This is a genomic window from Methylosinus sp. Ce-a6 (assembly GCF_009811655.1).
GTDB lineage: Bacteria > Pseudomonadota > Alphaproteobacteria > Rhizobiales > Beijerinckiaceae > Methylosinus.
The window spans coordinates 89867-110762 of record NZ_BGJX01000005.1 but is presented as its reverse complement, the minus strand read 5'-3'; the positions used below and the strand labels follow the sequence as shown (position 1 = coordinate 110762).

Here is a 20896-nt window from a genome sequence, read left to right as displayed (position 1 = left end):
GCTCACGCAGCCTTGGCGTCGATCGTCTGCGCCGGAGCGCCGCCGCCGATCTCGATGCGGCGCGGCTTCTGCGCCTCGGGAATCTGGCGAACCAAATCGACATGCAACAGGCCGTTGGCGAGGCTCGCCCCGGTCACGACGACATGATCGGCGAGCTGGAAGCGTCGCTCGAAGGCGCGCGCCGCAATGCCTTGATGCAGGATCTCGCGTTTGACGCCGGTCTCGGGCTGCGCCTCTTTCGCGCCCTTGATGGTCAGCGTGTTCTCGCGCGTCTCGATGGAGAGGTCCTCGCGCGCGAAGCCGGCCACCGCCAGGGTCACGCGATAGTCGTTCTCGCCCGTGCGCTCGATGTTGTAGGGCGGATAGGTCGGCGCCGCATCGGCGCCCACGCCCTGATCGAGCAGGGAGAACAGGCGATCGAAGCCGACGGTGGAGCGATACAGGGGCGAAAGATCGAAGTGACGCATGACATTGTCCTCCAAGAAGCGACAGTGGAAGCGCGATCGGGATCTCGTCCCCGCTCGCGCCGGGGATGAAGCGCGTCCGCTATGGCCCGCGCTGAAATCCATGTGGGAACGCGTTTTGCGGCGCGCAAGGCCTGCGAGTCCGAATCGGCCGGCTCACGCGTCGCGGCGGTGTTGCACGCGAAGCTCATGCTGCGACATTTTGGCGCTTGAGCAGCAAGCGCCGTATTCTTAACCATTCACGGATGGCCACCGAAGCGCATGGAATGGGACGAAGGACAGGCTGGACGAGGAGGCTTCTCGTCCTCGCGCTGGCTTGGTTCGCCCTCGCGACGGTTTTGCCCCGCCCCGCGCATGTCGAGACGGACGGCGCCGCCGCTTCGGGCGTTTCGACCTGTCCGAGCCAAAACTCCGGCGTCGCCGGGAATACGCCCGTCCAGACCAGCCATGCCCATGGCTGTTCCTCGTGCCTGCCATGGTGTCATGGCTTCGTAGCTATCGAATATCGCGCGATCGCCATCGAGGCGCCGACGCTCGTCTCCGTCGCCGAACCTCGGCCCGACGACGCGCCTCCGCCGCGGCTAGCGCGCGAACGCGCAACATTCGCCAGAGGACCGCCTTCTTTCTCCTGACGTCGCCGAACGCTCGCGGCCCGACGGCCGCTTCGACGCACGCCGCGCCTCGCGGCTTCCAGGAGATTCATAATGTTCCGCAACGCCTTGCTGCGCGGCGCTTCCGCCTGCGCGCTCACTTTCGCATTGTCTTCGCCCTACGCCGCTCTCGCGCAAGAGAAGCTGCCGCCTATCGAGATCAACGCCGCCGGCCGCTCGCCGGCCGCGCGGCCCGAAGGGAGCCTCGCCCAGCCCGCCGGCGTCTCGGCCGTCGTCGACAATCCCGTCGCCGAGCGGGCGACGACCAGCGACACGGCCGGCCTTCTGCGCGACGCGCCCGGCGTCTCCCTTCAGACCGCGGGGGGCGTCTCCGGCCTTCCGGTGCTGGACGGCTTGGCGGACGACCGTCTGCACATAGAGGTGGGCGGCGTCCCCTTCGTGTCCGCTTGCGCGAATCACATGAACCCGCCGCTGTCCTATGTCGCTCCCTCTCAGGTCGGGAGCATCCACGTCTATTCCGGCGTCGTCCCGGTGAGCGTCGGCGGGGACAGCGTCGGCGGCGCGATCCTGGTGAAATCGCCCGCGCCTTTGTTCGCGCAACCCGGACAGGGCGTTCTCGCGAAAGGCGAGGTCGGCTCCTTCTTCCGCAGCAACGGGAGCGCCTATGGCGGCAACCTGTCGGCGACCGCGGCGACGGAAGACTTCAGCATCACCTACAGGGGGTCCTATTCGCGCTCCGAAGACTACAAGGCCGGCGGGAATTTCAAGCTCCCCGGCCCAGCCTATCTCTGGACCGGCAACACGATCCCATTCACGAGGTTCGGCTCTCTGACGCCATGGCTGAGGGGCGACGTGGTCGGCTCGACCGCCTATCAGGCGCAGAACCATGACATCGCCATCGCGCTGCGGCGCGAAAATCATCTGCTCGAGTTCAATCTCGGCTTCCAGCACATTCCTTATCAGTTATATCCCAATCAACGCATGGACATGACGGAGAACCGGGCCATTCAGGGCAAGCTCCATTATACGGGACGGTATGATTGGGGAACGCTCGAAGCTCAGGTCTATCATCAGACCGTTCGGCACATCATGGATTTCGGCGAAGACAAGCAATACTACTATGGAAGCTTCGCGACCATTCTCGCGCCGGGCATGCCCATGGACACCAAGGCGCACAATACCGGAGCGAAGATCAACGCCGACATCAAGCTGACGGATGGGCGCCTTCTCAGGGTCGGAGGCGAATACCAGCAATACCGTTACTTCGAATGGTGGCCGCCGTCTCCCGCCATTCTCCCCGCCGGCAAGACCATGGGCGGAATGGCGCCCGACACGTTCCTCAACGTCAATGGCGGCCAGAGAGACCGCTACGACGTCTTCGCCGAATTGGAGTCGCGCTGGAACTCCGAATGGACGACCCAGCTCGGCGTCCGCAGCGATACGGTGGCGATGAGCACGGGTCCGGTGAAGGGCTACAACGCTATTATGTACGATGCGGCGCTGCTCTATCCGGCCACGAAATTCAACCTCGCGGATCGCGCCCGCACCGATCAGAATTGGAATGTGACCGCGCAGACGACCTACACGCCGAGCGCCACGCAGACCTATTCGTTCGGCTATTCGCTGAAGACCCGTTCTCCAAATCTCTATGAGCGCTATGCCTGGTCGAACGCGATCATGCCCATGGAAATGATCGGCTGGTTTGGCGACGGGAACTTCTATATCGGCAATCTGAGCCTGAAACCCGAAGTCTCTCACACGATCAGCCTGACCGCCGACTGGCGTGACCCTTCCGGCGAAATCGGCCTGCGGGTGACGCCGTACTTCACCTACATCTCCAACTACATCGACGTTCAACGTTGTCCGACGTACGTCTGCGGCGCGTCGTGGATGCACAATCAGTTCGGAAGGGCGGGATTTGCCTCCCTCCAGTTCGTCAATCAGGACGCGCGCCTCTTCGGCGTCGACGCTTCTGGGCGCGCGCTCCTGGCGAAGGACACGGCCTTGGGCGATTTCACGCTGAAAGGCGTCCTCAGCTACGTCAACGGCCAGAACACGACGACCGAAGACAATCTCTACAATATCATGCCGGTCAATGGACGCTTGTCGCTGGAGCAGAGACTCGGCGGTTGGCGCGCCTCCGTCGAGGGGCAATTCGTCGGCGCCAAGGACAAGGTGTCGCAAGTCAGAAACGAGGTGAAGACGAGCGCATACGCCTTGTTCAACCTGCGCGGCAGCTATGAGTGGCGGAATATTCGCCTCGACTTCGGCGTCGAGAATATCTTCGACACGTTGTACTACTTGCCGTTGGGCGGGGCTTATCTCGGCCAGGCCGCGACCATGTCCGGCCCTCTGCCTGTCGCGCCGCGCTGGGGCGTCGCAGTCCCCGGAATGGGCCGCACTTTCTACGTCGCGACGAATGTGACGCTCTGACATTTTCGCATATCGATCCGGCTCGCATATCGATCCGGCGAAGTTCCGACCTCGGAATTTTTGCGCCGTCGCGCGAGCCATGCGATAGATCGGGAGAGAGTAGCGATCAGCGACTTTCTCCCGGCCGCAGCTGGACGCCCGACATGCCGCTCACCGAACCGCAGCTCATCGCGACGCCTAACAATCCCACGCCGCCCAATGCGTCGGTCTTCGCCATTCGCACGGCGGACGGACGCATGTTGCGCGCCGCGAGCTTTTCGCCCGCGCGCGGGGCGATCGGCACGGTCGCGCTGTTCCAGGGCCGTGCGGAATTCATCGAAAAATATTTCGAGACGATCAACGAGCTGCTGGCGCGCGACTTCCATGTGGTGACGCTGGATTGGCGCGGACAGGGCGGCTCGGAGCGCGATCTCGCCGATCCGCGCAAGGGCCATGTCGACGATTTCGCGCTCTATCAGCGCGATCTCGACGCCTTCATCACCGATGTGCTGGCGCTCGCCTGCCCTTCTCCCTGGTATGCGCTGGCCCATTCCATGGGCGGCGCCATTCTGCTCGACCGCGCCCATTCGGCGCGCTCGCCCTTCGATCGCGTCATCGTCGCGGCGCCGATGATCGATTTCGAGGGCTTGCGCTTTCCGATCGGCGCGCGCGCCCTCGCGGACACGCTCGACATGTTCGGGCTCGGCGCGATGTATGTGCCGGGCGGCGGTCCGCAAGCGCTCAATGAGCTGCCCTTCGAGGGCAATCGGCTGACCTCCGACGCCGCCCGCTTCGCGCGCAACGCCGACGTTCTGCACGCCGCGCCGCAACTGGCGGTCGGCGATCCGACGGTCGGCTGGGCCAACGCGGCCTTCCGCTTGATGAAGCAATTCGCCGCGCCCGAATACGCCCGCGCCGTGCGCACGCCGGTGATGGCCTTTCTCTGCGGGCGCGATCGTATCGTGTCGTCGCGCGCGATCGAGCGATTCGCGCAGCGTCTAGCGGTCGCGAGCCTCGTCGAGGTTCCCGGCGCCCGCCATGAATTGCTGATGGAGCGCGACGAATTGCGCGAGCAGTTCTGGGCGGCTTTCGACGCTTTCGTCCCAGGCGAGGCGGTGGAGAGCGCGTGAGCGCGGCGCTTTAGAGCATGTTCCCGAAAAGCGCGAAGCAGTTTTCGGAAAAAAAACATGCGAATTCAAATAGGTCTGGAGCGGGAGACGGCGCTATTCGAAGGCGGTCTGGAAGCGCACGATCGCCCGCGCCACCGCCCGCTTCGGCAGATAGCAGAAGGAATTGGTGGCGATCCGCGCTTCTTTGCAGTGCTCGTGCTCGGCGTTCCAATCGTAGCCGAGCCGCTCCATGCAGCCGACGATATAGTCGTGGAGCACTCTGCTGTTCTTGTGCCGCTCCTCGGGCAGCCTGGTCTCTCCGTCCAGCTCGCAGTCGGTGACGTCGGTCTTCAACCCTGAGAAATAGCGCCCGCTGCTGCTGCCCGTCACGAAGACGAGCTCGGTGGCGACGATGAAGGCGAGGCCGATCGCGAATGCGACGCGCGCCTTGAACTTGGTGCCGAAATAATCGATCCCGATAAAGGACAGCGCGCCCAAGGCCAAAAGGCCGCCGCCGAGCATCAGCGTCAGCGGTGCCACGAAGGCGGCGATATCCTCGTTCATCGGCACGTCTCCCGTCAGTTCCCGACAGGGCGCCGCCATCCCCGGAGTCTCACGTTCAAATGGAGCAAGTCCTCCGGACGGCAAGCGCCCCGCGCGGGCGGAGAGCGAGCTTAGCCGCGCCATTGCGCTCCGGCTATTCGAATCTCAGTTGAAACGCGGTGATCGTGCGGTCGAAGCCGCCGAGCGGCAGATAGCAATAGGGATTGGTGGCGAGCGGCGCGTCCTTGCAGTTGCGGTGCTCGGGCGACCATTCATAGCCGGCCATTTCCATGCAGGCGAGGATATGCTTGTGAATGATGCCGGCGTCGCCGCCGAGACGCGCCTCCGGATGCGCCGATTCGCCCTTGAGCTCGCATGCGGAGGTCTGCACCTGTTGCGCCTTGAAGAAGGAGACGCTGCTGCCGGCGAGCACGACCTCCAACGCGCCAAGGACGATAAACCCCGCGGCAAGCGCCGCGACCGCCTGGAAGCGCGACTTCAGAAATTTGATGTCGATGAAATAGAGACCGCCCGCCGCGATCAGCGCGCAGCCGATGATGAGAGCGAAGGGGGTAATGAAAACCGAGAGATCCTGATTCATCTTGTTTCCTCCTGCGTTTTGCGCGCGAGCGCCCCCGGTCTGCGACCGGGAGGACCGCCGATTCATGCAGGAGTCATCAGCCTCTACGGCGGTTATAGGGGGCACCCCATCCCCTGGCGCGACGGCTTTGCCATCGCGGCCTTTTGTAGCTAATTCGATACCGAAAGGCGCCTGCGACGTCAATGCGCCCGCCGGCCGGTCGCGCCGTCGAGGGCGTCTCGGACCGATTAGCTTCCAGCAGGCCGGGCCGCGGGGCGCCTCGGGCGCGGCCGCGATCACTCCTTGGGCCGAGCCCTCACTTCGCTTCGGCGAAACCCAATGGCTTGACGGCGCTCTGCGCCGGCTCGGTTCGCGCGGCGGCGGCGATCGTCACGCCCGACTCGCCGCCCGCCGCCGCCGCGATCGCCTCGGGCGTATCGGAGAGAAAGGCCGCGAGCTCCTCGGCGCCGCGCGCCGCGACCTCGGCGAGCGTTCTGTCGTCGAGCAGCGTCCAGGGATCGCCTGCGCCCTTCACCGCGATTTCGTCGGTCAGACGGCGGGCCCGTCTTCCATTGCGATCGAACACATCGAAGACATAGGCGAAGCGCGTCGCCCCTTCGGCGCTCGCATAGGCGGTGAGATAGAAGCGCAAACGATAGGCCGCCTCGGGCTCGCCGGCCGAGACGATATCGCGGCTCTCGGCGGCGCGCGCGAACGCGGGGCGAAACCGCGCCAGCGCATCCTCCGGCGCGCCTTCGAGGCTGGTGAGCGCGACCGGCGCGCCGCGCGGACTGACGCCGGAGCGCGGCGTCGAACGTTGCCGCTGGGCGAGCTGCTCGGGACGCGGATGGCCGATCTCGACCGCCGTGTCGACGCAGCCGGCGAGCGTCACAGCGGAGAAAAGCGCGCAGAATGGCGCGGCAAATTTGCCGGCGAAGCGTTTCAGATCGCGCATCGTCGTCCCGATTCCCTCCGCCTTATGATGAACGAATTGCTAACAATGATCGGCGCGGCGGTCCAGCCCCCCGAGCTTCCCGTCCGCGCTCGCCTCGGCGACGGAAGCGACGCTTTTCGCGCCGCTTTTTCGCCTCACTCGCGCCATCGACCGCATCGACGATCAAGCTCACGTTAACCTTACCGACATCGAACGCGCGGCGGCAGGGCGCGACAAGCTTTCGTCAAGGTTGATGGAACCTTCGCTTAACCCCTGCGCAGCTAGGACTGGCGACGGTCGAGCCGTCGTCAGAGGAGTTTCGAGGATATGGGATTCGTTTCCGCCGCGCGCGCCCTGCGCTTCGCCGCCGCTTTGCTGGCGGCGGCCTCTCTCGCCGCCTGCGCGAAGAACGCCGAGGACGAAAACGCCGCGCTCGCCGGCGCCAATGGCCGCGGCGGCTATGCGGCGCCCGGAAGCCCGCAGGATTTCGTCATCAATGTCGGCGACCGTGTTTATTTCGAGACCGATTCGAGCGAGCTGACGTCCACCGCGCAGGCGACGCTCGACAAGCAGTCCGATTGGCTGCAGCGCTACGGCCGCTATTCCTTCACCGTGGAAGGCCACGCCGACGAGCGCGGCACGCGCGAATATAATTTCGCTCTGGGCGCCCGCCGCGCCGAGGTGGTGAAGAATTATCTCGCCTCGCGCGGCCTCTCGGCGGCCCGCATCCGCACGATCAGCTATGGCAAGGAGCGGCCGGTCGCCGTCTGCGACGATATTTCCTGCTGGTCGCAGAACCGCCGCGCCGTCACAGTTCTCTCGGGCGGCAATTCCTGACGCCGAAATGCGCCGGGAGCCGACCCGGCGCTTGCATCCGCGCCCATGATGCGGCATGGAGAGGCCCGACGGCGCGCCGTCACCGCAGGAGTGTAGCTCAATCGGCTAGAGCACCGGTCTCCAAAACCGGGGGTTGGGGGTTCGAGTCCCTCCACTCCTGCCAGCCTGCGAAATCTCCATATAAATATCAATGAATTGCGCCATATTTCCGAGACTGTCGCGGCGCGCGCCTATCTCAATTCGGATCGTCTCCATGCGCTTCTCTCTCGCAGGCGTCGTTTCTCTCCTCCTTCTGCTTTCCGCCGGGACTGCTCGCGCATGCGGCGGCGGCTATCCCACTCCCGGACGCTGGGCGCTCGATCAGAAGAGCTATGCCGAACAGAGCGGCATGCCCTTCCTCAGCCCCGGCAATGACACACGTCTCAATCTCCTCTTCCTGATGATGGACGCCGATCCGAAGCTGCGGCCGAAGGACGACGCCGTGTCGAAGGGCGACGAGAAGATCGACTTCTATTCTTCCGTGCTGTTTTCCAGGCCCGATTTCACCGACGCTTGCCGATCCGCCGCGACGGCGCGCGACGGGAAGGACGAGACCGTCGGCGCCTTCGCCGACGGCGAGGGAACGCGCTGCGTCTCGATGGACTCCGGGCGCCGCGCTTTCGCGGCCGCGGTCGAGGCCGAGCCCGCCCTTTCCGCCGAGGAGCGGCGGCTGCTGACGGCGGCGCGGGACAAGATCGCGCCCTCCTGCCGCGGCGACAAGGCCGACGCCGCGGCCTTGCCCGCTTCGCTCACGGGAATTGCGCCTTCCGCGGCCGCGGCGCAGGAATTCGCGTCCTATCTCTCCGGCGCCGACGCCTTCTATGAGGGCGATCTCGACCGCGCGCTGGAGCGCTTCGATAAGCTCGCGACCGTGCGCAACGCATGGCTGCGCGAAGCGGCGCGCTACATGATCGCCCGCGCCCTGCTCAACAAGGCGCAGATCGGCGCCTTCGCCAATTTCGACGGGACCGCCGAACCCAATGTGACCGATCGCGCCACGCTGACCGCGGCGCAAACCGCCTTTCAAACCTATCTGAACGCCTATCCGACGGGGCGCTACGCGGCCTCGGCGCAGGGCCTATTGCGGCGCGTCTATTGGCTCGCGGCGGATGAGGATAGTCTCGCCGCCGAATATGGGCGGCGGATCGCGCAAGGGAGCGGCGCGAAGACGAGTCTCGACAGCGTCGATCTGGCGCAGGAGATCGACTCCAAATATCTGACCGCCGCCAAAGACCACAAGAGCCGGGAGCCGATCCTGCTGGCGACGCAGATTCTGATGAGATTGCGCTCCGACGGAGCCGAGACGCGCTTTTCCGCAGCCGAGCTCGACGCTCAGGCGCCGGCCTTCGCCGGCCGCGAGGAGCTCTTCGGCTTTCTGAAAGCCGCGCGCGCCTATTACGCCGACGCCGATTTCGCGGCGACGCTGCAATGGCTCGGACCTCCCGTCCCTGGGCCGAGCAACTATCTCGCCTTCAGCCGCGAGACTTTGCGCGGCCAAGCGCTGATGGCCTCGGGCGAGCTTCCGGCGGCGATCGAGCATTGGACGAAGCTGCGCGGGACCGTCTCCAATCCCTTGTGGAAAGAGGCGGTCGAGCTCGGCCTCGCCATGAGCTATGAGCGCGCCGGCATGGCGAATAAGGTCTTCTTGGCCGAAACGCGCCTGTCCTCGCCCCGCATTCGCGCGATCCTCCTGCGCCACACCGCGGGGCCGATCCTGCTGCGCATGGCCGTCGCCGATCCTCGAGGGAGCCCGGCCGAGCGGCGGCTCGCGCGCTTCCTGCTGCTCTACAAGGAGGCGACGCGCGGCCAATATGCGAATTTCCTGCGCGATTTCTCGCCCGAAGGCCTCGCGAAGGACGACGCCGAGGCGCCGCAAATCTCCGATCTCCCCGAATCGGCGATCTTTCTGTCGCCGGCTGTGAACGAGCCCTATAAATGCCCGGCGCTGAGGGCTGTGGTCGCCGAGCTCGCCGCCGATCCGCGCTCCGCGCATGGGCTGCTCTGCCTCGGCGATTTCGTCCGCCGCTCCGACTTCGCCCGTTTCGACGCCTGGCGTCCCGCAGCGGACGAATTGGGCGGCGCCAAAGCGATCTTCCCCGGCGAGCCATTCGCGCGAGGCGAAGTCTATCAACGGCTGATCGCCGATCCGAAGACGAAGGACGACGACAGGGTCTATGCGCTCTATCGCGCGATCAGTTGCTATGCGCCCGCGGGCGGCAACGCCTGCGGCGGCAAGGATGTCGAAAAGGCGCAGCGGAAAGCCTGGTTTCAAATGTTGAAGTCGCGCTACGGCGCGACGCAATGGGCGCGCAACCTGCAATATTACTGGTGAGATCGCGGCGCCTCCTCCTCGCGCTCTGCGCCCTGCTCTGCGCCTTTGGCGCCGCAGCCGGGCCAACCGTGCGGGCGGCGGATTACGACGCCTTCTGGCTGTGGGCGGGCGTCAAAGGCCGCCCGGAGCTCGCCGAAGCGAAGACGATCTATCTGCACTCGGGCGAGATCGGGCCGGATCGCAACGGCTTCGTCCGCATGAAGGCGCAAGGCGGCGCCGAGCCCGGCCCGCATCGGGCGACGCTCTGGCTCGTCTATCGCGTGCGCAGCCTCGATTGGCCGCCCGAGATCATCGCGCACATCATCCGCCGGCTGGACGCCTGGCGGGCGCATCCGGGCCGCGTCGCCGGCGTGCAGATCGATTTCGACGCTTCGACGCGCGGCTTGCAGAATTACGCCGCCTTCCTGCGCGGATTGCGCAACGCGCTGCCGAAGGATTGCGCGCTCGGCGCGACGGGCCTCATGGATTGGGCGTCGCAAGCCGCGCCGGAGGATATGGACGCGCTTTGGGGCAGCGTCGACGAGCTCGTCTTTCAGACCTATCGCGGCGCCGAGACGGTCGAGAACATCGACGCCTATCTGGCGCGGCTCGGGCGGCTGCGCACTCCCTTCCGCCTCGGCCTCGCCGAAGGGGCGCAATGGTCGCCGCCGGCCGCTCTGGCGAAGCGGCCGAATTTTCTCGGCTATGTCGTGTTTTTGCGCAATCGCGGCGCGCCGACGGCCCGATGACGCGCCATGAGGCCGCGTCGCGTTTCGTCGGCGGCCTCCGGCCCGACGTGGGGTGGGCTTTCGTGGCGGAAGGGCTATAAGTCGCCTGCTCGGCCTCTCTCCGAAAGAACCGCTCTCCCGTGAAACGCCCCAAGCTCGACTCCTTCCGCCGCATCGTCGTCAAGGTCGGCTCCTCGCTGCTCGTCGATCCGCGCGAGGCGAAGGTGAAGCGCGACTGGCTGGCGCTTCTCGCCGGCGATCTCGCGGCGGCGCACAGGCGGGGCGCGGATGTGCTCGTCGTCTCCTCGGGCGCGGTGGCGCTCGGCCGCAGCGTGCTGGGCCTGCCCTCGGGAGCGCTGCCGCTCGAGGACAGCCAGGCCGCGGCCGCCGTCGGCCAGATCGCCCTCGCCCGCATCTGGGCCGAGACCTTGGGCGACCTCGGCATGACGGCGGGGCAGATTCTCGTCACCTTCGGCGATACGGAGGAGCGCCGCCGCTATCTCTACGCCCGCGAATGCCTGACTCGGCTCCTGGCGCTCCGAGCCGTGCCGGTCATCAATGAGAACGACACTGTCGCGACCTCCGAGATTCGCTATGGCGATAATGACCGGCTCGCCGCCCGCGTCGCGACAATGGCCAGCGCCGACCTCCTGGTGCTGCTCTCGGACGTCGACGGCCTCTACACCGCCCCGCCGGCGAGCGACCCAGATGCGCGGCGCATAGATATCGTTCCCCGCGTGACGGCGGAGGTCGAGGCCATGGCGGGCGGCGCGGCCTCGCAATTCTCGCGCGGGGGAATGCGCACCAAGATCGAGGCGGCCAAGATCGCGACCACCGGCGGCGCCCATATGGTCATCGCCGACGGCCGCGTGGAGGCTCCGCTCAGCCGCATCGCCGAAGGCGGGCCCTGCACCTGGTTCTTGACGCCCTCGACCCCGGTCACCGCGCGAAAAAAATGGATCGCGGGCTCGCTCGAGCCCAAGGGAGTCGTGCATGTGGACGAAGGCGCGGCGCGCGCGCTGTTTTCCGGCAAGAGCCTGCTGCCGGCCGGCGTCACCGCGCTCGAGGGGGGCTTCGCGCGCGGCGATTGCGTCGTCATCCGCAATCCTTCGGGCGGCGAAATCGGTCGCGGGCTCGTGACCTATGACGCATTGGACGCCGCCCGCATCATCGGCCGCTCCTCGCGCGACATCGAAGGGTTTCTGGGCTTCAAAGGACCGGACGAGATCATCCACCGCGACGATATGGCGCTCGCCGGCGACTGACGCCTCGAAACTGGGCTCGACCGCAGCCGCGGCTCTTGGCAGAGCCAAAAAGCGCTCCCATATTTCGGGCGCCACGCCCGCGAAGAGGGCTGGTTCCAACTGGGAGAGACCTATGTCACCCGAAGAACGCCAACTGCTCGCCGGTCTGTTCGAGCGTACGCGCAGCGCCGCCGGCGCCCAGCGCGATCAGGAGGCGGAGAGTTTCATCGCCGAGCAGCTGAAGTCGCAGCCCGCCGCGCCCTATCTGCTGGCGCAGACGGTTCTGGTGCAGGATCAGGCGCTGCAGGCGGCCAATCAACGCCTGCAGGAGCTCGAGAGCCGCGTGAGGGAGCTCGAGAGCCGCCCGCAGCAGTCCGGCGGATTTCTGGGCGGGTTGTTCGGCGGCGCCCAGCGCCAGGCCCCGCCCCCGCCGCGTCCTGCCCCGCCTCCGGGCTATGGCCAGCAGCCGGCCTATCCGCAGCAGCAGGGCGGTCCTTGGGGCGCGGCCCCTGGCGGCGCTCCCGGCTATGCGCCGCCTCCCGGCTACGCTCCTCCTCCGGGCTATGCTCCGCCGCAGCAGGCGGCCGCCGGCGGCGGCTTTCTGAAGGGCGCGCTGGGCACGGCGGCGGGCGTCGCCGGCGGCGTGCTGCTGGCCGATTCGATCCGCGGCCTGTTCCATGGCGGCGCCGGCGGCGCGGGCAACAATCTCGGCATCGGCTCGGGCTTTGATCATGCGAGCGGCGGCGGCGATACGATCATCAACAATTATTACGGCGACCAGGGCGGCCATGACCCGTCCTATCCGGCCGCCGGCTATGACGGCCCTGCCGGCCCCGATGTGCAGAGCGCCGATTACGACACCGATGCCGGCGGCTTCGACGACAGCGGCGGCGACGGCGGCTTCGACGTGTGATCGGCTACGGCTGCCGGGTAGAGTTCACGAGCGGCGCGCCTCTGGCGCGCCGACACATCCTTACTGTGTTAAGACCAGCAGTTTTTCAGACAGAGGCAACATGAGATTATTTTCCGACATACAGCAGCCAAGTCGCTGTATGTTCATACTCAAGAGATTGCTCATAAATTGGCGTAGGATAAATCGGGATTGAGCTATCCAACATGAGTTTTAGAAGCTTCTTCTGCTCCTCTTTTAGATGGCCTACGTCCGGAACGACCATATATAAACCGCTACGTCTCTCTGCTATTCTATCTGAGCAAGCAACAAGGCGATCTGCATATAGCTTTGCAGACTGCAATAACTGCAATAAATCATCAACAAACGATCTTGCAACGCTGTCGCACGTGAAGGCCAGCGTAATGTGTCCGCTGTTTACGAGTTCTCGGAATTCGTTGCCCTCGACCTTGATTCTGACACTTAAGTCGTCGGCCATTTTGCGGGTAAGCAGACTAAAAGGAACCTGAGATTTTAGCAAATCGATTACCTTATCGTTCAGCTCCCTCCACGCATTAAAACACGCTAAAAACAAGGCTATTGCAACAACGCCAGAATACAATTTGATATGAGCCTGTCCCTTCAGATAGAATCGTTCATACAGCCCGAACAGGACGATCAAAGTCCCTCCACCCAGTATCACTATCCATTGTGTAATTATCGCAGATAGGAAATCACCGAATGCAATGATCGTCAGCAAGATGGCCCCCGAGCTGCTTGTCCAATGGCGGTAATCCTAGGTCTGGTCACAGAAAATTTCAAATACGCGGTATATGCTCGATACCCGAGGACGTCTTGATAATGTAATCGACATCGGAATCGCTTCTGAGCCGACGGTCGAACTTCGTCTCCCGTGTGCCGCGAGGAAGTTCGCTCGCCCGCCTCGCCCTTGCGCCCAGCCCCCTTCCCCGTAACACGCTGCCTGGTTCCAGTGCACGGGCGGCAAGCCCCTGCCCCTCCTCGGCGGGGCACGGCGCTGCGCGCGTTGTTGACCCTTCCGGCAAGGACGAGAGCTGCTTTCTGGCCCTTTCTAGAAGGGTGGTCCTGTTACGCGATATCGCGACCTGCGTGACTCCGGCCGCGCGAATCAGCGCGCGTGCGGTTGGAGTTCCGCCTCCTTCTCGCCGACGGGCGCAGCAATCCGCTCCGGTCCCGCCAATAGCGCCGGCGCGACTGGCCGCCATGCCGAGATGTCCGCTTCCGCCAATCGCGCCAGCAGCGAAACGGGCATGCAGAAGGGGATTGCCGTATTGGTGCTGTGATGCGCGAGCGGCCGCGAATCCGGATGGTTGCCCCAGGAGTTGAGGAGGCCGAGCCCATCGAGCAGGCCGAGGAACTGCCGATAATCGGCGTCGTCCACATCCTTGGCCACCGGGCAGCCGAAGGTGACGATCTTCAGCCGATCGCTCGTCGGCGCGGGCAGATCGCGAATGGCGTTGTCGATGACGAGCGCCCCCTTGCTGTGGCCGAACACGCGCTCGATGAAGCGCGATTCCACAAGGACGGCGTGCAGCACGTCCGAGGAGCCGCTGCCGCGCCGGAACACCGGGGCGCCGGTCGTCTCGGCGGAGACATGGCCGGGAGCCGTCATCATCAGTCCGCGGCCGATCTTGGAGGTTTCGGGCGCCACATCGGCGAGGGCCTCCTGCGTCGCCTTCTTGATCCAATTGGTGAGACCAAAGCCGAACCACCCGCCGAGCGCCTGCTGGACGACGTCGGCGACGCCGTAGCCGGGCACGATGGCGGCGACCGGCTCGGCCAGCGCGACCGAGAGGTTCCAGGCGAAGGAGGCCGATCCGAGCGCCGAGCTGCCGACGCCCGTCACCGAGATGGTCCTCAGCTCGGCGCCCTCGCCATTGGCGTATTGCAAGAACCCGGGCACATCGTCGAAACGGCGCACATAAGGCGCGCGGCCGGCGTCGACGACGAGAATGGAGCCCTCGGGATTGGTGAGGGCGCCGAGATTCAGCATGGCGAAGGCCTGCGTCGAATGCGATGCGCCCGCGTCCGACGTCACCACGGCGGTCCCGCGCCAGAACAATTCCGTCCAGAACACATTCACATCGTAGAAGAGGCTGTCGAGCGCCGTATTGCCCATCCGCAAGACGCGGAGCGCAGGCTCGACAAAGGCCCGCGGCGCTTCGAAAAAGACGAGCGGATCGGTTCGGGTCATCGCCATGTGAGCGGCCCTCCCTATGGTTGAAAGCAAGGAGGCTGTAGCAGGCGCTCGTCTCGGTCAAGTGACGAGGGCGTCGCTCGTTCGCGATCGGTCTTCGAGGCGAAGGCTCGAGCGTGCTTCGATCGCGTTCATCGTCGCGGGCCGATCGCGACCCGCATCGAATGTCTCGAGGAGATGCGCGAGCTTGCGATATATCTCCCGCTGAACTTCGCGTCGGCCTTTTTCGAAACGCTTCATGCGCGCGCCATGCGTCGCGTCATTATGGTCGAAGGCTCTGCCGAAAATTTCTTCGAGGCGCTGATAGCGCCATTTTCCGGTTTCGAGACGATCCTCGAAGCCGAAAATTCCCTCGCCGCCGAGGGGGTGCGCGCGGCCGATGAAAGGATAGCGCTGCGAAATCGTGTTCACCACGCCGTCATTCTCGCGCCAGAGCTCCATCCTCAGCTCGCCGCTTCCCCAATCCGGCGTCGGGGCGACAGAGAATTCGGGCCGGGTCGCGATATAGGAGGCGGAGTCCCGTATCGTCAGATCCATGGATCGATCCGGCCGATGCGTCTTGCGCAAAAATGGAAGCCCCAGAAAGCTTGCCTCGCGCGTCGCGCTGGCGACCAGCGAGAGATAGAGACAGTTCTCGAAAGTCTCCATCGACTGGTTGAGGCGCGCGGCGCCTTGCAGAGTGACGTCGAAGCCGAGATTGTCGCAGCTCTCGATGAAGCGGGTGGCGTCGAGCCGCGGCGCGAAAGCCTCGCCGCTCCCCTCCTCCCGCGCCCAATGCTCGAGATGCAGATCGTAAAGGCGCGCGGCGCCGACCCGCGACAGCGCCGAAACGACGGCGAGCGCGCCAGCGACCAGCGCGCTCGGCAGCATCTTGGGCTTGCCCTGCTCTTCATCGCAAAACCGGTAGGCGAGAGTCGAGCCGTTGAGCGGGCCGGAGATGGCGACGATCGCCTCCACCCAATCGGCGTTGGAGCCGAGGCCCCAGAAATCCTGCGCCAGAAGATTTTGCAGCATCCGGCAGGTCTGAGCGCCGGCGCTGTGGCCGATCAGAACGACCGGGTTTTCGGCCGACCAGCCCTCGACGAAGCCGCGGCCGGAATAATCGCGGGAGAAGCGGGCGTGACCGGCTTGCGCGCTATGGCTCTCGCCATAGTCGATGCGCGCGCCGATGATCTGCGCGAAAAGCTCGCAGGCGCAATCATGGACCGAGTTGAGCGGACCGCATTTGGCGAGATGGGTGCGAAAGCGCGGCGAGAATTGCGCCGGCGCGTCGCCCCAATAGGGAAGCCCGCCGAGATCGTTCGGCCCCCAACCCATGAGCCCGTGGACGAAAATAATGTCGCTCGACTTCATCGACCGCTCCCGCCGAAATGGCGTCCCGCCTCGCCCTGTCCCGCCTCGCCCTTGCGCCCCGCCCCCATTCCCCGTAACACGCTGGCCCCATGTCCGACGCATTCCGCCCCAAATCCGACTTTCTCGCGACGCTCATCGAGCGCGGCTTCGTGCATCAATGCTCCGATTTCGAGGGGCTCGACGAAAAGGCCCGCTCCGGCGAGCTCGTCGCCTATGTCGGCTTCGACTGCACCGCGCCCTCGCTCCATATCGGCTCGCTGCTGCCGATCACCCTCCTCGCCTGGCTCCAGCGCACCGGCGGCAAGCCTTTGCCCCTGCTCGGCGGCGGCACCACGCGCGTCGGCGATCCTTCCGGCAAGGACGAGAGCCGCAAGCTCCTGTCGATCGAGACGATCGAGGCCAATAAAGCCTCCATCAAGACCGTCTTCGAGAAGTTCCTCTCCTTCGGCGATGGCAAGACCGACGCGGTCATGCTCGACAACGCCGAATGGCTGACCAAGCTCAACTACATCGACTTCTTGCGCGACGTCGGCCGGCATTTCTCGGTCAATCGCATGTTGTCCATGGATTCGGTGAAGCTCCGCCTCGAGCGCGAGCAGGAGCTCTCCTTCATCGAATTCAACTATATGTGCCTGCAGTCCTATGATTTCGTCGAGATCGCCAAGCGTTATGGCGCGAGCCTGCAGATGGGCGGCTCCGATCAATGGGGCAATATCGTCATGGGCGTCGATCTCGGCCGCCGCCTCGGGACGCCGCAGCTCTATGCGCTGACCTCGCCGCTGCTCACCACATCGTCTGGCGCCAAGATGGGCAAGACCGCGGCCGGCGCCATCTGGCTCGACGGGTCGATGCTCGCGCCTTACGAGTATTGGCAATATTGGCGCAACAGCGAGGACGCCGACGTCGTCCGCTTCCTGAAGCTGTTCACCTTCCTGCCGCTCGGCGAGATCGCGAAGCTCGCCGCGCTCGGCGGCGCGGAGATCAACGAGGCGAAGAAGATTCTCGCCACCGAAGCCACCGCGCTGCTCCATGGGCGCGAGGCGGCCGAGCGCGCCGCCGAGACGGCGCGCCGCACCTTCGAGGAAGGCGCGCTCTCCCTCACTCTGCCCAAGGTGGCCGTGCCGGCGAGCGAGGTCGTGGCGGGGATCGGCGTGCTCACCGCCTTTGTGAAAGCGGGGCTCGTCGCCTCCACCGGAGAAGCGCGGCGGCAGATCAAGGCCGGCGGATTGCGCGTCAACGACGCCGCCGTGACCGACGAGAAGGCGATCCTCGGCGAGACGGATTTCGCCGAGGGCGTCGCGAAATTGTCGCTCGGCAAGAAGAAGCATGTGCTCTTGGAGCAGGTATCGGAGTAGATCGTCCCTTCCCGCCCGCCCTTCGGATAAATCTATCTATAAGATAGATAACTGTCCGCGGCCGGGCACGCGGTGCAATTCCATAACATGCTGTAATAGTTGAAAATAAGCGGAGCGCCGATGTCGCGCGTTCCGGATTTCGTCACATAATTATATAAACTTTATAGACATAATCTGCATATCCCCTTACTAGGTAAGATATCGTACGAAGCGCCCGATGGCCCTGAGAAAAGGCCCTCGAACGCAGCGCGCGAAGGCGGATCGCGCTCGGGAAAGCTCGATCCTCGTCGAAACGCTAGGGGGATGAGCCCAATGGCAATGTGTTTTCGGGGAGCGTTTGTGCGCGGACGCCTGACGTCGAGCGTGTCGCTGGCGTCCATTCTGGTGGGGATTTCCGCGAGCGTCCCGGTCCGGGAAGCGCTCGCGCAAGAGCCCGCGGCGGCTGTGCAGCAGGCGGCTGCGCCCGGCCAAGGAGATGGAGCGAGCCTGTCCGCCCAAATTCAGGACGTCAAGGTCACGGGAGCCGAGGCCGCCGCCCAGAAGCTTCAGGAGCAGGTGCTGACGAAAACGCCGCGATCGGGAACCATCGTCACCGACAAGGTGATCGAGGAGCAGCAGATCGAGACGGTGACGGACATTTCCCGAAGGGTTCCGGGCTATCGTCCGAACCTCGTCCAGCCGCGACAGTCGCGCATGACGATCCGCGGCGCCGGCATAGCGGCGGCCTCGGCGGGAACGGGCTCGCCCTCGGACACGGGATATGTCGTCGACAATGTCTATTGGAGCTTCGCCGGCTTTCAATGGGGCGAGTTCGTCGATCTCTCCTCCGTCGAAGTGCTCTACGGGCCGACGGGGACGGCGGGAACGAAGAACACCAATGTCGGCTCCATCATCATGCACACGCAATTGCCGTCATTCGTCCCGAAGACCACGCTTCGAACGAGCTACGGCAATTACAACCACATCAGGCAGACCATCAATACGACCGGGCCGCTGATCGACGACGCGCTCGCCTATCGGCTGGCCTTCTACCTCGACAAGGGCGACGGCTGGATTCGGGACGCGAGGTCGGGCGCGACCTATCTCGACACCAACCGCCTCGGCCTTCACTTCCAGCTCTTCGGCGTCGGCGACGGCTGGAGCGATCGGCTGAGCGCGATCTACAACGGCTCCAACGAGCAGAACGGCTATCTCACCGCGGCGATCGGCGACACCTCCCTCGCCTATGCGAATGGGACCCGTCCCGCCCAGACCTATTTTCAGCGAGTCCAGCAGCGGCTCGGCAAGCCGATTTGGACGATCGACCCCAATACGCCCTATAGAGTGGCCATGGGCCGCAATCCGACCCATGTCGGCATGGTCTCCAACGAGCTCAACGTCGCCGTCGGCGACTATATATTGACGTTGATCACCGCCGGCGGCTTCGGCTCGTTCAAGAACTACGCGTCTCAGGACGATCAGCTGCTCGATATCGGCAGCAACGACATGGACACCATGGGGTGGCAGGTTTCTCAGGAGTTCAGGCTGTCGTCGCCCAAGGAGCAGGAGCTCGAATGGACGGTCGGCACATTCACTTATTGGGAGTTCCTCCAGGACCGCATGCATCATGCGACATTCGGCTATGACGCGCCGAAATGGTTCAAAGACCCGGCGGCGATACCCGGCAATATTTCCTGGTGGCTGAACAAGGCGGGGGATATTCAGCAGGCCGCCTTCGGGCAGGCGACATGGCATGCGACCGAGCAATTCGATCTCACCTTCGGCCTGCGCGACAGCTGGGATCTGAGATATTCGTCGAACAAGTTTCGCCCGACCTACAATTATTGGGTTCCCGTCTCCATCGCCGAGCAGGACCGCGCCCTCGCCTATCATCTGAACTACGGCTGGTCCGACACGGGCGGCGCGACCAAGGGCCACAATGCGGTCATCGGCATCATCAATCCGAAATATCAGATCACCGAGAATGTGCAGGTCTACGCCTTGATCGGCCGGGGCGACAAGCAGCCGGCGGTGAACACGCAGAACACGCCCAATTACCGGCGCAATTCGGCGACGCTCTCGGTGACGCCTCTCGGATGGAAGCCGGCCTTCAACAAGGCGGAGACGTCCTGGGACTATGAGATCGGCGCGAAGACCAACTGGTTCGACGGCGCGCTCATCTCCAACGTCAATCTCTATTGGAACGATCTTTATGATTTCCAGATCGGCCAGCAGCAGGTTCAGACGCTCGCGGACGGCGCCACGGTCACCATCGCCTATCTCGGCAATGCGCCGCACGTCCGGCTGCGCGGAGTCGAATTCGTCGAGCAATGGCGCCCGTTCGACGGGCTGACGCTCAACCTCTCGGGCGCCTACACGGAAGCCCGCTTCGTGAACTATGCGCAGGCGCCCACGCCCGAGGATTGGGCCTTCTCGGGAGGCCCCGCGACAATGTCGCTCAGCAACACGCGCATCACCCAGCTGCCGAAATGGCAGATCAACGGCGGCTATAGCTATGAGCGATCGATCGGAAATGTCTTCGCGGGCCTGGGGGATCTCGGGAACCAGCCGATAACGGCCTTCACCTATCTGAACGCCGCCTGGTTCGACAAGTCGCAGCTCACCCATCCCCGTTCGATCAGACAATATTGGCAGCCGGACTATGTGATGCTCGACGCCGGGCTCGGCCTCAAGACGAGCGACAGCAAATACAGCCTGACGCTCTGGAGCAAGAATCTCTTCGACAACCGTCCCTGGAGGAGCATCTCATTCGGGTCGGCGACCGCGCCGACCAATGTCGGCATATCGACGCAGGGGCCGCGGACGTTCGGCGTCACCTCCTCGATCACATTCTGATGCGGTTTCCGGCTGATCGGTTCGGCGCGTTCTCCTTCTCCCCGCTCGCGGGGAGAAGGAGCGGCGAATGCCGCGCGAAGCGATCGGCAGGAAAACATGCGAGACCTCGAAACGATTACCGGAGCAAGGAAACGATGAAGGCGTCACTCTCGATCGTCGTTATCGGCGGCGCGCTCGCGCTCGCCGCCTGCAATTCGACGAATTCGCCCAAGTCCGCCGTCGCCGCCAACGAGGATTATAAAAAGCTCGGCGGCGTCCACGCTCACCATACGCCGGAACAGCACGCGGCGTTTCTGAGGCGCGTCGGACAATTGTCGACAGACGACGAAGTCGAGGTCTCGGGCGGCGGAAGCGGCGGACATCATCACTGAGCGCGAGGACGCGCCTGCGCCTCTCGCGACGGAACGCGGCGCTCC

Annotated in this window: 17 protein-coding genes, 1 tRNA gene and 1 riboswitch; of the genes, 11 read left to right on the top strand and 7 right to left on the bottom strand. The window is 64.6% G+C overall.

Annotation, left to right across the window (positions count from 1 at the left end):
• Positions 1-2: 2 nt before the first annotated feature.
• A complete protein-coding gene (locus Mspo_RS05265; RefSeq protein WP_159727536.1) occupies positions 3-467 on the bottom strand; it encodes an Hsp20 family protein in 465 nt (154 codons plus the stop codon).
• 701 nt (positions 468-1168) lie between these two features.
• On the opposite strand from Mspo_RS05265, the gene Mspo_RS05260 reads away from it, so the two are divergent.
• Both Mspo_RS05260 and Mspo_RS05255 read left to right on the top strand, forming a co-directional pair.
• The gene (locus Mspo_RS05260; RefSeq protein WP_159727534.1) at positions 1169-3508 is read left to right on the top strand and encodes a TonB-dependent receptor; all 2340 of its coding nucleotides are present in this window, start codon (positions 1169-1171) and stop codon (positions 3506-3508) included.
• A 143-nt stretch (positions 3509-3651) separates the two neighbouring features.
• Positions 3652-4617 (top strand): alpha/beta fold hydrolase, encoded by a 966-nt coding sequence (locus tag Mspo_RS05255; RefSeq protein WP_159727532.1) that lies wholly within the window; start codon positions 3652-3654, stop codon positions 4615-4617.
• 93 nt (positions 4618-4710) lie between these two features.
• Here the strand turns inward: Mspo_RS05255 and Mspo_RS05250 are convergent, their stop codons facing one another.
• The 3 genes from Mspo_RS05250 to Mspo_RS05240 all read right to left on the bottom strand — a co-directional run bounded on the left by Mspo_RS05250 (position 4711) and on the right by Mspo_RS05240 (position 6674).
• Positions 4711-5160, bottom strand: coding sequence for a hypothetical protein (locus Mspo_RS05250; RefSeq protein ID WP_159727530.1), 450 nt, complete (start codon positions 5158-5160; stop codon positions 4711-4713).
• A 133-nt stretch (positions 5161-5293) separates the two neighbouring features.
• Positions 5294-5740, bottom strand: coding sequence for a hypothetical protein (locus tag Mspo_RS05245; RefSeq protein WP_159727528.1), 447 nt, complete (start codon positions 5738-5740; stop codon positions 5294-5296).
• Between the two features lie 60 nt (positions 5741-5800).
• Positions 5801-5863, bottom strand: a riboswitch (Fluoride riboswitch).
• A 172-nt stretch (positions 5864-6035) separates the two neighbouring features.
• Positions 6036-6674, bottom strand: a complete 639-nt coding sequence (locus tag Mspo_RS05240) for a hypothetical protein (RefSeq protein WP_244613153.1) — start codon at positions 6672-6674, stop codon at positions 6036-6038.
• A 306-nt stretch (positions 6675-6980) separates the two neighbouring features.
• Here Mspo_RS05240 and pal point away from each other — a divergent pair, with 306 nt between their 5' ends.
• The 6 genes from pal to Mspo_RS05210 all read left to right on the top strand — a co-directional run bounded on the left by pal (position 6981) and on the right by Mspo_RS05210 (position 12725).
• Entirely contained in the window at positions 6981-7490 is a 510-nt protein-coding gene (pal, locus tag Mspo_RS05235) for a peptidoglycan-associated lipoprotein Pal (protein WP_159727526.1), read from the top strand.
• An 86-nt stretch (positions 7491-7576) separates the two neighbouring features.
• Positions 7577-7653: transfer RNA gene (locus Mspo_RS05230), tRNA-Trp, on the top strand.
• Between the two features lie 90 nt (positions 7654-7743).
• A complete protein-coding gene (locus tag Mspo_RS05225; protein WP_159727524.1) occupies positions 7744-9861 on the top strand; it encodes a hypothetical protein in 2118 nt (705 codons plus the stop codon).
• Positions 9858-10589: a DUF3142 domain-containing protein gene (locus Mspo_RS05220; protein ID WP_159727522.1), complete on the top strand. Its 732-nt coding sequence runs from the start codon at positions 9858-9860 to the stop codon at positions 10587-10589. The genes Mspo_RS05225 and Mspo_RS05220 overlap by 4 nt, the downstream gene beginning before the upstream one ends.
• Positions 10590-10708: 119 nt before the next feature.
• The gene (proB, locus tag Mspo_RS05215; RefSeq protein WP_159727520.1) at positions 10709-11833 is read left to right on the top strand and encodes a glutamate 5-kinase; all 1125 of its coding nucleotides are present in this window, start codon (positions 10709-10711) and stop codon (positions 11831-11833) included.
• Between the two features lie 112 nt (positions 11834-11945).
• Positions 11946-12725 (top strand): DUF2076 domain-containing protein, encoded by a 780-nt coding sequence (locus Mspo_RS05210; RefSeq protein ID WP_159727518.1) that lies wholly within the window; start codon positions 11946-11948, stop codon positions 12723-12725.
• Between the two features lie 106 nt (positions 12726-12831).
• On the opposite strand, the gene Mspo_RS05205 is transcribed toward Mspo_RS05210, so the two are convergent.
• From Mspo_RS05205 to Mspo_RS05195, 3 genes are all read right to left on the bottom strand, one after another.
• Positions 12832-13461, bottom strand: coding sequence for a hypothetical protein (locus Mspo_RS05205; protein ID WP_159727516.1), 630 nt, complete (start codon positions 13459-13461; stop codon positions 12832-12834).
• 387 nt (positions 13462-13848) lie between these two features.
• The gene (locus tag Mspo_RS05200; RefSeq protein ID WP_159727514.1) at positions 13849-14940 is read right to left on the bottom strand and encodes a hypothetical protein; all 1092 of its coding nucleotides are present in this window, start codon (positions 14938-14940) and stop codon (positions 13849-13851) included.
• A 57-nt stretch (positions 14941-14997) separates the two neighbouring features.
• Positions 14998-16290: a hypothetical protein gene (locus Mspo_RS05195; protein ID WP_159727512.1), complete on the bottom strand. Its 1293-nt coding sequence runs from the start codon at positions 16288-16290 to the stop codon at positions 14998-15000.
• An 89-nt stretch (positions 16291-16379) separates the two neighbouring features.
• Between Mspo_RS05195 and tyrS the strand changes: the two genes are divergently transcribed.
• From tyrS to Mspo_RS05180, 3 genes are all read left to right on the top strand, one after another.
• On the top strand, positions 16380-17645 hold the full coding sequence (gene tyrS / locus Mspo_RS05190; RefSeq protein WP_159727510.1) for a tyrosine--tRNA ligase: 1266 nt from the start codon (positions 16380-16382) through the stop codon (positions 17643-17645).
• 339 nt (positions 17646-17984) lie between these two features.
• Positions 17985-20480, top strand: coding sequence for a TonB-dependent receptor (locus Mspo_RS05185; protein ID WP_244613151.1), 2496 nt, complete (start codon positions 17985-17987; stop codon positions 20478-20480).
• Between the two features lie 134 nt (positions 20481-20614).
• On the top strand, positions 20615-20851 hold the full coding sequence (locus Mspo_RS05180; RefSeq protein WP_159727508.1) for a hypothetical protein: 237 nt from the start codon (positions 20615-20617) through the stop codon (positions 20849-20851).
• Positions 20852-20896 lie beyond the last annotated feature (45 nt).